Raw genomic sequence first — 13,021 nt, forward strand, 5'->3', positions numbered from 1 at the left:
AGAGTAATCGAGAGGCGACACGGTGTGCGTATGAACAACCAGATCCCCCGCCGCGGTTCGTACGCGGTAGACACCCGCACCAACGTCGTCGGCGAGGTCATGGACAGCAGAGGCCCGTACGTACAGCTGCGGCCACCGGCCGGAGGCAGGGAGTGGGACGTACCGCTCGAAGCCCTGCGCCCCGCCCGCACGCGGGAGGAACTGAGCGCCCGGGTCAGCGAGCTGAACCGGAACAGCCAGCTGCCGTAGGCAGGGCAGACGGCAGGGGCGGAAACAGAATGGTATCAACGCTGGTATCATTGACGGTATGGCATGGACGATGCGACTTTCCGAGGACGAAGAAGGCCAGCTCACCAGACAGGCCATGACCGAGGGCCGGTCCAAGCAGGAGATCACCCGGGATGCCCTACGTATGTACCTCGACCGTAACCGCACGTGGGACGAACCGTTCCTGACGGACGAGGAGACCTTCGACCTCGGGGGGCCGGTCACCAAGGACGACATCCGCGAATCCATGCGGCAGCGCTCCGCATGATCGTCATCGCGGACACCTCCGGCATCCTCGCACTGTTCAACCGAGCCGAACCGGAGCACCGGGCCGTCCGCAAGGCCGTCGACGAAGCGAGTCTGCTGGTGATCAGCCCGCTCGCGCTCACCGAGGTCCATCATGTGGCCAGCGTGCGGGCGAGCCGTAAGGCAGCCGACGGTATGCTGCGGCTCCTCGCCGACCGGGCCTCCGCGCTGCGCGTCACGCTGGCCGACACCACACCGGAGATCCTCGGCACGGCGGTCTCCGCACGGGCTCGTTACCAGGACCTCGACCTTGATTTGGTCGATGCGATCAACATCGCGCTGGCCGCCGTGTACGACACGACCGCGATCCTGACCCTGGACCGCAGGGACTTTCGGGCACTGCGCCCGCTGACCTCTTCCCCGGCGTTCCGCGTCCTGCCCGACGACCTGTAGCTGGCGCGGGTCAGCCCGGAGGGGTGGTCTCGTCCAGCGGGAAGCGGAGCAGCGCACCCACGCCGTCCGTCATGCCGGTGCCCTCTGGTACGAGCGCCAGCGCGGAGCCCGTCTCGGCGCCGACCCGCAGCAGGAACTCGGCGCGCGCGGCCGGGGCCTCGTCCTCGAACAGCAGCGTGCCGACCGCCCCCATCTCGGCCGCCTTGGCCACCGCCTCGCCGCCCTGCGCGGCCTGCCGGTGCGCCAGCCCGTGCTGGAACTGGTCGGCCTGGAACTCCGCCTCCATGGCGCTCTGTTCACCGGCGATCCGCAGCGTCTCCTCGGTCAGGGCCTGTTCCGCGGCCTGGTCCTCCAGGCCGCCCCGGCCGGTCTCCACCAACAGCTCGCTCAGCTCGACCGGCAGCACCTCCCGTACGGCCGTACGCGCCTGCACCTCGCCGGCGAGGATCAGCACTCGGGGCTGGAACGCCTCGGCGGCCTGGGTGAGGAACGCGGCGATGTCCCGGGCGTTACGGCTGACCGCGTTGTCCGCGCGACGCTGGATCTGCTTGTGTGAGAGGGCCTGCCCGCGCGGCTTGTGCGGCCCCTCCAGGCCACTGCCGGTGACGGACTCCTCCGCCACGGTCTCGGGCTTGTGCTCCTGGGCCACCACTTCCTGTCGCACCCGGGCACTCTCCTGGTCCACGATCGCGACCAGCACTCGTACGGAGCGCGCGGCCTCCCGGCCGTACGCGCTCAGCTCCGGGAGCCTGGTCCAGTGCGCCTCGTCGCCCGCGCCGAGGGCGGCGTCCCAGCGCTCCTCGAGGACCACGCCGTCCGCCGCCGAGGCCACGAGCACCCGGCCGTTGGTCTGCTCCTCACCCGCGATACCGGAGTACACCTGCTCCTCCAGGGCGTCCACGGCAGCCGCGTCGGCGTCCTCCGCCTCGAGGCGTTCGCGCAGGGCACGCCAGCGGAGGCGTACCTGCTGCGCGGCGTCCTCACCCGGGGAGCGGCCTTCCAAGTACACGGTGGCGAAGGGTCCGGCGTGTTCGTAGACCGGCCGCAGCCTGGAGAGATCCATTGTCGGCACCTCCACATCGGGTACTGCCTGGTGAGGCGGTTAACCCACACACGCGTACGCAAACGTGGTCCGGCTCTGGCACCGGCGTGCGTCGGTGCCGTCGCCGCACTAGAGACCCGGGGCGCCCCATACGGGGAACCAGCGGTTGAGGTCCTCCTCCACCCGCAGGTCGTTCTCGATCGTGCCGCGGATCTGTAGCTCCAGCGCGTTGTCCCGCTTCTCGCCACGGCCCGGGAGCGGGGCGAAGGGATAGAAGGTGCCGCGCTTGTAGAGGTACACGAGGGCGAGCGCTCGCTCCCCGGAGGCGTCCCGGAAGCCCATCAGCGAGCAGAGCAGCTGTGGTCCGAAGCCGCCATCCTTCAGGAGGGTGTTGACGGCGTGCAGGTCGTTGACGGTGGACTCCGGCTCGTCGTCCGCGTGCCGGGAGAGCAGCCAGGTGTAGCCGTACTGGTCCTGGCTGAACTCGACCGGTATGCCCCCGCGTTCGGTGTCGGCGTCGAGCAGCGCGCGTACGTCCTGCTGGAGCTGTGCGAAGGCGCCACCCTCGACGGTGGCGAAGCACACCGAACCCAGTCCGGTGGGTCGGAAACCGGCCGCGGCGCGCAGGGTGACGGCGGCGGACGGGAGAGCGAAGAGCTGGTCGAGGTCGGGGCGGGCCGGTTTGGACCGGCCGAGCAGGGTGTCCAGGAAACCCATCCGGTGCTCCTGTTCGGTTCCGTTCCGGAGTGGCGTTGTGGCGGCGGCGTTACGGCAGTGGTGTCACGGCCGGCCGAGTTGCTGCGAGATCCGGCCCAGCTGGTCGAGCCGCTGCTGCAGGGTCGGGTGCGAGGAGAGGACACGGCCGAGGCTCTGCCGGCTGGAGAAGGCGGGGGCGAAGTAGAACGCGTTGAACGGCTCGGCCTGCCGCAGGTCCCGGGTCGGGATGCGGGACATCTGACCGGAGATCTTCGTGAGCGCGGCAGCGAGCGAGGAGGGACGACCGGTCAGCAGAGCGGCGGCCCGGTCCGCGGACAGCTCCCGGTAGCGGGAGAGCAGCCGGGTCAGCAGGAAACTGATGACGTACACGACCGCGCTGACCAGCGGGATGACCAGCAGCAACAGCCCGGTGCTGTCGTTCCGTCCGCCGCCGCGCATCAGTCCGGACCACATGGCGATCCGGGTGATCGTGCCGGCCAGGATGCCCAGGAAGGAGGCGATGGTCATGACCGCGACATCGCGGTGCGCGACATGGGACAGCTCGTGCGCCAGCACGCCCTCCAGTTCCTCCGGCTCCAGGCGCCGCATCAGCCCGGTGGTGGCGCAGATGAGCGCCTTCTCCTGGTTGCGACCGGTGGCGAAGGCGTTCGGGATGTCCGAGTCGGCGATGGCCACCCGTGGCTTCGGCATGTCGGCCAGGGCGCACAGCCGGTCGACGGCGCCGTGCAGCTCGGGTGCCTGCCGTGGCGTGACCTCGCGGGCGCCCATGCTGTACGCGGCGATCTTGTCGCTGAACCAGAACTGGACGACGAACATGCCGCCCGCGACCAGCACGATCAGCGGCCAGGCGCCCTTCAGCAGCGCGATCAGCACGCCGACGAACACCACGTAGAGCAGCCCGATCAGGAACATGGTGCCGACCATGCGGCGCGTGAGCCCGCGGTCGGGGTTGAATCGGGACCGTGCTGCCATGGAGCACCTCGCTTTCCCGCTCGCCTGGCAACAGCCCTTTGTTATGGACTGTACTCCTTGCCTGAATAACGTCGTATTGGCCGCGAAAATGCCCTGGGGCACGGTGGCACGTGTCACCCGGGGGCGCATACTGGCCGGCATGAGTTCCAGCAGTGCCGAGCACGGGGGCTGGGACCAGTTCGTACGGGCGCCGCGTACGCCCGCGCTCGACGGCCTGGTCGCGTCCGCGATCGGCTACCGGACCCGGGACCGCCCCGTGGCCCTGCATCGCGGGGTGCCCTCGCCGTATCTGCCGCTGATCTTCTCGCTGCGCGAGCCGATCGTCACCGGTGAGACGGCCGAGCAGGTCAGCGGCATGACAGCGAGCCGGAACGAGATCATCCTCGGCCCCCTGCACCAGCGCCCGGTCTTCGTACGGCAGGAGCGGGAGGAAGCCGGCATCCAGCTGGCCCTGCATCCGCTGGCGGCGCGTCGGCTGCTCGGCATGCCCGCCGCCGAGCTGACCCAGCTGGCCGGGGACGGCGCCGAGATCCTCGGCAGCCGGGCCGCCGGGCTGCGCGAGCGGATGTGCGAACTGGAGGACTGGGACACACGGTTCGCCGAGTTGGCCGGGTTCCTGCTGCGGCGCGCGGAGGACGGTGCGGGCGGCGGCCCGGCGCGGACCGTACGGGCCGAGGTGGTCGAGGCGTGGCGGTGGTTGGCCTGGCACCGGGGTGCCGGGTCGATGGACGGGCTCGCGACGCATGTGGCCATGAGCCGGCGGCAGCTCGGCACGCTCTTCCAGCGGGAGGTCGGCATGAGCCCGAAGCAGGTCAGCCGACTGATGCGGTTCGAGAACGCGCGGCAGGTCCTGGCCCGGGACGTGCGGGCGGGCCGGTCCCCCGACCTCGCGGGGGTCGCGGCGCGCTGCGGTTTCTACGACCACTCGCACCTGGTACGCGACTTCCGGCAGTACACGGGGCTTAGCCCGAGCGGGTGGCTGTCCGAGGAACACCGAAATATCCAAGCCGGCGGGCACCACAACGGCGAAGAGTGGGACCCATGAACGCACAGGACACGAACGCGGGCGTCCCCGCGCCGACCGTTTGGCCGACACTGCAGGCCCATGACGCCCACGCGCTGATCGACTTCCTGGTCGACAAGGTCGGCTTCCGCAGGGCCGCCGTGTACTCCGACGGGGACCGGGTGGCGCACGCCGAACTCAGCTGGCCGGAAGGCGGTGGGGTGATGCTCGGCTCCTACCAGCCCGACTCCGAGTGGTCCCGTAAGCCCGGCACGCTCGGCGCGTACGTCGTCAGCGCACGGGTCGACGAGCTGTACGAGCGGGTCAGCCGGAACGGCGTGGAGATCATCCAGGAACTCACCGACCAGGACTACGGCAGCCGGGAGTTCAGCATCCGTGACCCGGAGGGCAACCTCTGGAGCTTCGGCACCTACCGGGGAGCGCCCGTCGACTGAGTCGCGCGGCCGCGGGCGTTCCGGCCCGCCGCTCCGTCCCGTACGGGCGGCGGGCCGCGGCGGATCACTCGGGGAGGGTGACCCGCTCGTTGTGCACGCAGTGCGTCATCGTCAGGCCGTCGACGTCGCGCGGCCCGTTGTCGCCGAGGTGGGCCAGGCGTTCCCGCTCCGCGCTGGTGAGGGTCTGGTACGGCAGCGGCTCGAGGTGCGCGACGGCCGCCGCGTCGATGCCGAGGCCCTCGCCGACCCGGTTGCCCAGCTCGTCCTCGACCAGCAGCAGATGCCACACCATCCGCTCCTGGACGTCCCGTTCGCACTGCGCGAGCTGGGCGATGAAGTTGTGGATCAGGTCCGTACGCTCCCACTCCTCCATCAGCCGGAAGCGCTGGCCGGCCTGCTCGTAGTCGTTGGTGCGCGGGATGCGCTTACGGGTGAGCCGCCCGCTGAGCTCCGGACCCTCGTCGTCGGTCGTCGGGTACTGGCCCTCCCGGAGCCCGCCGTGCAGCGAGGGCTCGTAGTTGACGTGTGCGTTGACGCCTTCGCGGTCGCTGTCGCGGTCGCTGTCACTGTCGACGGCGTAGGCCATGTAACCGTCCCGCTGGTTGGTGCGGACCTCCGTCTTCGCCTGGTTCACCGGCAGTTGCAGATAGTTCGGGCCGACCCGGTAACGCTGGGTGTCGCTGTACGAGAACGTCCGGCCGACCAGCATCTTGTCGTCGGAGAAGTCCAGGCCGTCCACGAGCACGCCGGTGCCGAAGGAAGCCTGTTCGTTCTCGGCGAACTGGTCCTTCACGTTACGGTCGAGCACCATACGACCGACCGGCTTCGGCGGGAAGTCCTGCTCGGGCCAGGTCTTGGTGTCGTCCAGCGGGTCCCAGTCCAGTTCGGCGTGCTCGTCGTCGCTCATCATCTGCACCCGCAGCTCCCACTCGGGGTAGTCGCCGCGCTCGATGGCCTCGCGCAGGTCCTTGGTCGCGTGTCCCAGGTCGCTCGCCTGCACCCGGGCGGCGTCCGCCTCCGTCATGCTGCGCACACCCTGCTTGGGCGCCCAGGTGTACTTCACCAGCCGGGTCTCGCCACGGTCGTTGCACCACTTGTACGTGTTCACGCCGAAGCCCTGCATATGCCGGTAGTCCGCGGGGATGCCACGTGGGCTGAACAGGTTGACCAGCATGTGCATGCACTCCGGCGTCTGCGACATGAAGTCGAAGATCCGGTTCGGGTCCTGCCGGAAGGTGACCGGGTCGGGCTTGAGCGCGTGGATGACGTCCGGGAACTTGATGGCGTCCCGGATGAAGAACACCGCGAGGTTGTTGCCGACCAGGTCCCAGTTGCCGTCCTCGGTGTAGAACTTCACCGCGAAGCCGCGCGGGTCACGCGCGCACTCCGAGGAGTCGCGCCCGCCGATGACGGTGGAGAACCGTACCGCTACCGGGGTGCGCTTGCCCGCCCGCTGGAAGAGCTTGGCGCGGGTGTAGCGGGAGATGTCGTCGTCGCCCCACTTGCCGTACGCCTCGAAGTAGCCGTAGGACGTGGTGCCCCGCGCGTGCACCACCCGCTCGGGGATGCGTTCCCGGTCGAAGTGGCTGATCTTCTCGAGGAACTGGTAGTTCTCCAGGGTGGCCGGCCCGCGGGCCCCGACGGTGCGCTGGTTCTGGTTGTCGTACACCGGATGGCCCTGGCGGTTGGTCAGGACGGGACGCTCGTCCCCCGGCTGCGGCCCCTGGCTCGATACGTCGGTCATGCTGCTCCGTGCCACCTTCGCTGCCTCGTGCTGCCGCCACGACGGGCCGCGGCGGTCGGCCCGTGCCGGGCCCCAACCCTTGCGCCGTACCACACGTGGCGCGGGTGATATCCCGATTCCTCCGGGTTCACCTGCACGACCGTCCCGGGTGACGCGTACGGGGCGGGCCGGTGCGTGGTCGGTCAGGTCCGTCCCCGACCGCGGCTCCTCAGACCCACGCCTCGCCGGCGGACGCGGCGCCACCGGCGGCGTCCGTACGACGGTCCGGTTATCCGGTGGGCGTCCCAGCGGGCGTCTCGGCGGGCGTCCCGACGGACGGGCCTTGGCTGCCGCCCGTGCGCGACGGGTCGGTGAGCCGGCGCACGGCGGGCGTGCCGACCACGGTGATCAGTACGGCCATCACGCCCGGAATCACCAGGGCGACCGGCAGCGAGGTGTGCTCCGCGACGTATCCGAGGACGGCCGGGCCGAGCAGCAGCCCGGTGTAACCGCACGCCGTGACCAGGGAGAGCGCCCGGCCCACCGCCCTGCCGGACGCCCCCACGGAACTGAACAGCACCGGCACCACCGTCGCCAGCCCCACGCCGGCCAGCGCCCAGCCGGCCCAGGCGCAGACCACCTCGAGCGTCTCCCCGGTGAGTGGGGCGGCGAGGATGAGCACGTAACCGGAGGTGGCGTGCAGGCCAGCCAACTGGATGGTGCGCGCGGAGCCCAACCGCGCCCGGATCGGATCCCCCAGGAGCCGTACGGTCGTCATGGCCACCGCGAAGACGGTGTACGCCAGCGGGGCGATCGCCGGGTCCACGTCCAGCACCCAACGGGCGTGCACGGCCGCCCAGTCCATCGCGGCGCCCTCGCTCATGTGGCCGGCGAACGCGCACACCCCGAGGAGCGCGACAACGCCCCAGCGCAGCGGGGTGTACGGGGTGGCGGGTGACGCGGCGGGCCGCTCTGCCGGCCCCTCGGCCGACGCGGGCTGGGCCGGCCCCCCGGCCGACACGGGCGCGGACGGTTCGGCGTCCGTGGCGGCGGGGAGCAACAGTCGCGCGGCGGGGAGGAAGGCGAACGGCACCAGCACCGCGACCGCGACCAGCAGCATCTGCCCGTCGATCCCGATCCGCAGCACGCCCGCCGTGATTCCGCCGGCCACGGCGCCGCCGAGGCTCCACACTCCGTGGAAGGCGGACACGATCGGGCGGCCGTAGCGGTGCTCCACCTCCACCGAGTGGGTGTTCATGGACACCTCGATGATGCCGATACCCAGCCCGAACAGCATGGCGAAGACGGCCAGCGTCGCGTACGAGCCCGCCAGCGCGGGCCCCAACAGCACGGCCGCCGAGATCGGCCCGGCGAACCGGCAGATCCGGGCGCTGGACCAGGTGTCCACCAGCCGCCCGGCGACCAGCATCGAGACCAGCGCACCACCCGAGACCAGCAGCAACACCGAGCCGAGACGTCCGGGCCCGAGCCCCAGACGTTCGTCGAGGGCCGGCAGCCCGGAGGCCCAGACGCCCATCACGAAGCCGTTGAGCGCGAAGTGGCAGAAAACGCCGAAGCGTGCTCGGCTGGCGATCCGGTCAGGGTGACGTGTGGTCAGACTCCCGGTTATGTTCACGGCACGATCATAATCGCGGACGAGGAACTGCGAAAATGGTGCGGTGACCCGACGTGCTGCGAGACCCGACGAGGAAGCGAGCACCACCGACCCCCGTGCGGAGCGGCCGGGGAGCGACCCCGAGCCCCGTACGAGCGGCGGGTTGCGCGCCCATAACCGCGTACGACTGCTGCGCGCCGTGCACGACACCGGCGCACGCCGTACGCGCTCACAGCTGACCCGCACGCTGGCGCTCAGCCGGGGCACGGTGTCCGTACTGGTCGCCGGTCTCGCCGAGGACGCGTTGTTGGACGAGACGCCGACCCAGGAGCACACCAGGGGCCGACCCACGGGTATTCCCGGACCGCACCCGTACGGGCCGCTCGCCCTCGCCGTCGATCTGCGCGAGGACTCCTGGGATCTGGCGGTCTGTGAACTCGGCGGCTCGGCCACGATCGTGCGCTCCCGCACCCACGACGGCACCCCGGAGGGCGCGCTGCTGCCCCTGGCCGCGGCCGTACGGGAGCGGCTCGGGCCGCGTACGGTCGGCGTCGGGGTGTCCGTGGCCGGCCCGGTGCGGGCTGGCGGTGTCATCGACATCCCGCATCTGGACTGGTGGGACGTCGATGTCGCGGCGCACATGCGGCTGGGGGACGTTCCGCTGCACATCGCCAACGACGCTCGGCTCGCCGGCCTGGCCGAGGCTCGTAGGGGGCGGCTGCACGGGGTGCGGCTCGGAGTGCACCTGCATGTCGCGTTCGACCTGGGGGGCGCGCTGGTGGTGGACGGTCGTCCGCTGTCCGGCGCCTCCGGCACCACCGGCGAGTACGGGCACATGCCGCTGGGTGGTGGTCGTGCGCGCTGTCGGTGTGGGGCGCGAGGGTGCTGGGGCATGGCCGTCGGGGGGAACGCCCTGCTCCGGCACCTGGGCCTGGCGGCCGGCGGGGGGCGGGGGTGGGATGTCGCGGAGGGAATCCTACGTGAGGCTGCGGAGGCAGCCGGGAGACCAGCTGCGGAGGCAGCCGGGAAACCAGCCGATGCGGGCACGGACGCCCGTACGGGCTCAGGCGCGGACTCCCGTACGGGCTCAGGTACGCCCCCGGCCCTCGATCCGGCAGCCGCGCTGGCTGCCGTGCGGGCCAGCGCACACGCTTTCGGCTCCGGGATCGGCGCGCTGGTCAACGGGCTGGACCCGGACGCCGTCACGCTGTCCGGGCTCGGTGTCGAACTGCACTCGCTGGCCGGGGACACGCTCCACGCGGCCTGTCAGGACAGCCTGATGGCATTCCGCCGTAGTCGCCCCGTACGGGTACTGCCCTCGTCACTCGGCCGTCGCGGTCCCCTGACGGGAGCGATGGAGGCGGTCTTCGACGGCTTCCTCACCACCGAGGGCCTCGGCATCTGGCAGCGTCCGCCGGAATCGGCGACCGCGTCGGACTCGTCCGCCAGACCTGGTCGACCCGCCACCCCGGCGTCGTACTGACCGCGCACCGCCCGCACCGACCGGCGCCGCACCGCGCCGCGACCGACCGGCGCCGATCGCCCTCGGCTGATGCCGCTCAGGTCACCCGGCGGCCGTCACGCGCCCCCGCCCGGCCGCATGCCCAGCGGCTCGGCGATCTCCGCCGCCATCACCGCACCGGCCTCCGCCTCGAGCTGACCGTCGTCGCTCGTCGCGCCGCTGTCCGTGTCCAGGCCGTTCAGGGCGTCCAGCGGGGTGTCCAGCCGTACGTGCGCCACCAGCGACTGCAGGGCTCGCAGCGCGGCGGAGGCGGTCGGGCCCCAGTTGGAGAGATAGGAGAACTGCCACCACCACAGGCCCTCGGTGATCCGGCCCGCGCGGTAGTGCGCCAGCCCGTGCCGCAGGTCGGTCACCACGTCCGCGACGTCGTCGGAGATCCGGCAGGCGACCGGGGCGCTGCTGGACTGGTACGGATCGAAGACCTCGGTGTAGACGTCGATGGGTTCCAACAGCGTGGCGAACCGCATCCGCAACTCGTCCACGTCCGGCTCGGGACCCACGTCCGGTTCGTACCGCTCGTCCGGCAGGATGTCCTCGTGCGCGCCCAGTCGCCCGCCCGCCAGCAGCAGTTGGGAGAACTCCAGCAGCAGGTACGGCACCGCGCTGTCCGGGTCGTCGCCCTTGGCGATCTCGCCGACCGCCAGCAGGAAGCTCTCGATCTGGTCGGAGATCTGTACGGCGAAATCATCAGGGCTGTTCGTGATCGAGTTCAACGTGGCGTCAGACATCCAGCGTTCGCCTCCCCTCGAAGGCACGCCCAAGCGTGACCTCGTCGGCATACTCCAAATCTCCCCCGACAGGGAGACCGCTGGCCAGGCGGGTGACCTTCAGGCCCATGGCGGAGACCAGACGTGCCAGATACGTCGCCGTGGCCTCGCCCTCGAGATTGGGATCGGTTGCCAGGATCAGCTCGTTGACACTACCGTCCGCGAGCCGCGCCATCAGTTCACGTATCCGCAGGTCGTCCGGGCCGACTCCCTCAATGGGGCTGATGGCACCGCCCAGCACGTGGTACTGCCCGCGGAACTCCCGGGTCCGTTCGATCGCGACGACGTCCTTCGGCTCCTCGACCACGCAGATCACCGAGGCGTCCCGTCGCGGGTCGGCGCACACCCGGCAGCGCTCCTCCTCCGCGACGTTTCCGCAGACGGCGCAGAACCGGACCTTCTGCTTCACCTCGGTGAGCGCCTGCGCGAGACGCCGTACGTCCGCCGGCTCCGCCTGTAGGACGTGGAACGCGATGCGTTGCGCGCTCTTCGGACCGACGCCGGGCAGTCTGCCCAACTCGTCGATGAGGTCCTGGACCACGCCCTCGTACACGCCCGCGTTCCCCTCTCCACGAATTCCGGTGGCCGGCACGGATTCCGGTCCGCCGGCTCTCCGTACCGTAGTCGCCGGAGTCCCGCACGGCGAGCGGCTGGCGGAAGCGTGCACGGAGCGAAGCGGACCCGAACGGTCCGGGGTTGCCCGCTGTCAGACCGGGGGACGTCAACCGCCCCCGCCCGCGCTCGCTAGAACGGCAGCCCCGGCATGCCGCCGCCACCGAGCCCCTGCGCCAGCGGGCCCAGCTTCTGCTGCTGCAACTCCTGCGCCGCACCGGTGGCGTCCCGCACGGCGGCGACGACCAGGTCCGACAGTGTCTCCGCGGTCTCCTCCGCGGAGGCGTCGGCCGTACGAACCGCCTCCGGGTCGATGACGAGCCCCTGGAGTTCACCCGAGCCGTTCACCGTGGCCTTCACGAGACCGCCGCCCGCGGTCCCCTCGACGGGCGTCTCGGCCAGCTCCTGCTGCGCCTCCGCCAGGTCCTGCTGCATCTTCTGGGCCTGCTGCAGCAGCTGCTGCATGTCAGGCTGCCCACCACCGGGAATCACGACTTGGCTCCTGGCTCGTCGACGACGTGTACGTGCGGTTCTGAGCCTACGCGGTAGGCGTCGCCATGGCCCGCGGCGGGCGGCTGGGCTTCCCACCGCCGGGGCCCGGAGGAACCCAGCCGGTCGTCGTCCCGGGTCAGTCGTGTGGGACCACCGCAACCGGACAGGCCGCGTGATGCACCGCGGCTTGCGCCACCGGACCGATCCGCGGCCCCAGTGAGGGCCGGTCTCTCCTGCGCCGACCGACGATCAGCAGGTTGGACCCGACCGCCTGCCGCACGATGGCCCGTGCCGGGCTCTCCAGCCGCACCCGTCCCGTCACATGGACGTCCGGATACTCCTGCGACCAGGACTTCAGCACGTCCGCCAGCTTCTGCTTCTCCTCCTCCGCGATCTCCTGGGCGATATGCGGCACCACCGATCCGGTGGGCGCGTACGCCTGCGCCATCAGCTTCCGGGCATGCACCACGTACAGCTGGTGGCCACTCACCTGGGCGCTCCGGAACGCGAAGTCCAGCAGGCCGTGATACGAGCCCTGCAGGTTGACGGCCACGGCGATGCCACCACCGCCCGTGGCGCCCTCTTCCGCTTCGGTCTCCTCCGGGACGGCACGCAGCAGGATCACCGGCCGCTGGGCACGGGCCACGATGTGCAGGCCCGTGTCGCCGAGGAAGAAGCTGTGCAGTCGGTCCACGCCGTGCGAGCCGATCACCAGGGCGCGGGACTCGCCCGCCGCCTTGACGAGCGCGTCCTCCGCCCGTTCCGTCAGCACCTCGGTGGTGATGGACAGCTCCGGGTACTGCCGCCGAAGCTTGCCCTCCGCGTCCGCCAGGAGTTCCCGCGCGCTGTCGCGCTGGCTCTTGCCGGCCTTGTCCTCCGAGAGCGCGTGTACGAGACGCAGCGGGTAGCCGCGGCGTACCGCCTCGCGGGCCGCCCAACGGGAGGCGGCGAGGCTCTCGGAGGAGTGGTCTACTCCGACGGTGATGGTGTCCTCGTTACTGATCGCTGCCTCCACGATGCCGCCTTCGTCGGGCGAGTACTTCTCCGCGGCCGGGTAACCCACAGCGGCGTACCTATGCCTCCGTATCCGAATCCGGGCAGCGGGCTGCCGGCACACTGCCGCCGGCAGCCCGCT

The 13,021-nt window shown here is 70.9% G+C and carries 15 protein-coding genes; 6 read left to right on the plus strand and 9 right to left on the minus strand.

Annotated features, from left to right (window positions below; translation table 11 throughout):
- The first annotated feature begins 30 nt into the window (after positions 1–30).
- Genes AN216_RS23300 through AN216_RS23310 form a run of 3 tightly spaced genes read left to right on the plus strand, consistent with a single transcriptional unit; the run spans position 31 to position 966 of the window.
- Complete coding sequence (locus AN216_RS23300; protein ID WP_070198679.1) at positions 31–249, plus strand: hypothetical protein; 219 nt, start codon at positions 31–33, stop codon at positions 247–249.
- A 58-nt stretch (positions 250–307) separates the two neighbouring features.
- A complete protein-coding gene (locus tag AN216_RS28775; protein ID WP_070198680.1) occupies positions 308–535 on the plus strand; it encodes a ribbon-helix-helix protein, CopG family in 228 nt (75 codons plus the stop codon).
- Positions 532–966, plus strand: coding sequence for a type II toxin-antitoxin system VapC family toxin (locus AN216_RS23310; protein WP_070198681.1), 435 nt, complete (start codon positions 532–534; stop codon positions 964–966). Before AN216_RS28775 ends, AN216_RS23310 begins: the two co-directional genes overlap by 4 nt.
- Positions 967–976: 10 nt before the next feature.
- On the opposite strand, the gene AN216_RS23315 is transcribed toward AN216_RS23310, so the two are convergent.
- From AN216_RS23315 to htpX, 3 genes are all read right to left on the minus strand, one after another.
- Positions 977–2,029 (minus strand): baeRF2 domain-containing protein, encoded by a 1,053-nt coding sequence (locus AN216_RS23315; protein ID WP_070198682.1) that lies wholly within the window; start codon positions 2,027–2,029, stop codon positions 977–979.
- 108 nt (positions 2,030–2,137) lie between these two features.
- Positions 2,138–2,725 carry a PspA-associated protein PspAB gene (pspAB, locus tag AN216_RS23320; RefSeq protein ID WP_070198683.1) on the minus strand — a complete coding sequence of 196 codons (588 nt, stop codon included), beginning with the start codon at positions 2,723–2,725 and terminating at the stop codon, positions 2,138–2,140.
- 63 nt (positions 2,726–2,788) lie between these two features.
- Positions 2,789–3,697: a zinc metalloprotease HtpX gene (gene htpX, locus AN216_RS23325; RefSeq protein WP_070198684.1), complete on the minus strand. Its 909-nt coding sequence runs from the start codon at positions 3,695–3,697 to the stop codon at positions 2,789–2,791.
- 139 nt (positions 3,698–3,836) lie between these two features.
- Between htpX and AN216_RS23330 the strand changes: the two genes are divergently transcribed.
- Complete coding sequence (locus AN216_RS23330) at positions 3,837–4,742, plus strand: AraC family transcriptional regulator (protein ID WP_070198685.1); 906 nt, start codon at positions 3,837–3,839, stop codon at positions 4,740–4,742.
- Positions 4,739–5,155, plus strand: a complete 417-nt coding sequence (locus tag AN216_RS23335) for a VOC family protein (RefSeq protein ID WP_070198686.1) — start codon at positions 4,739–4,741, stop codon at positions 5,153–5,155. Before AN216_RS23330 ends, AN216_RS23335 begins: the two co-directional genes overlap by 4 nt.
- Before the next feature lie 64 nt (positions 5,156–5,219).
- Here AN216_RS23335 and AN216_RS23340 read toward each other — a convergent pair whose 3' ends face one another.
- Positions 5,220–6,899: a catalase gene (locus AN216_RS23340; RefSeq protein ID WP_070198687.1), complete on the minus strand. Its 1,680-nt coding sequence runs from the start codon at positions 6,897–6,899 to the stop codon at positions 5,220–5,222.
- Positions 6,900–7,167: 268 nt separating this feature from the next.
- Positions 7,168–8,514: an MFS transporter gene (locus AN216_RS23345; protein ID WP_070198688.1), complete on the minus strand. Its 1,347-nt coding sequence runs from the start codon at positions 8,512–8,514 to the stop codon at positions 7,168–7,170.
- Positions 8,515–8,557: 43 nt separating this feature from the next.
- On the opposite strand from AN216_RS23345, the gene AN216_RS23350 reads away from it, so the two are divergent.
- On the plus strand, positions 8,558–9,976 hold the full coding sequence (locus AN216_RS23350) for an ROK family protein (protein WP_079166899.1): 1,419 nt from the start codon (positions 8,558–8,560) through the stop codon (positions 9,974–9,976).
- Positions 9,977–10,071: 95 nt separating this feature from the next.
- Here AN216_RS23350 and AN216_RS23355 read toward each other — a convergent pair whose 3' ends face one another.
- From AN216_RS23355 to AN216_RS23370, 4 genes are all read right to left on the minus strand, one after another.
- Positions 10,072–10,743: a DUF5063 domain-containing protein gene (locus AN216_RS23355; protein WP_070198690.1), complete on the minus strand. Its 672-nt coding sequence runs from the start codon at positions 10,741–10,743 to the stop codon at positions 10,072–10,074.
- Positions 10,736–11,335: a recombination mediator RecR gene (gene recR, locus AN216_RS23360; RefSeq protein WP_070198691.1), complete on the minus strand. Its 600-nt coding sequence runs from the start codon at positions 11,333–11,335 to the stop codon at positions 10,736–10,738. The genes AN216_RS23355 and recR overlap by 8 nt, the downstream gene beginning before the upstream one ends.
- Before the next feature lie 191 nt (positions 11,336–11,526).
- Complete coding sequence (locus AN216_RS23365; RefSeq protein WP_079166900.1) at positions 11,527–11,886, minus strand: YbaB/EbfC family nucleoid-associated protein; 360 nt, start codon at positions 11,884–11,886, stop codon at positions 11,527–11,529.
- Positions 11,887–12,022: 136 nt separating this feature from the next.
- A partial coding sequence (locus AN216_RS23370) for a universal stress protein (protein ID WP_139140981.1) occupies positions 12,023–13,021 on the minus strand: 999 nt, incomplete at its 5' end.

The sequence above is a fragment of the Streptomyces oceani genome, from assembly GCF_001751245.1.
GTDB classification, from domain to species: Bacteria; Actinomycetota; Actinomycetes; order Streptomycetales; family Streptomycetaceae; genus Streptomyces; species Streptomyces oceani.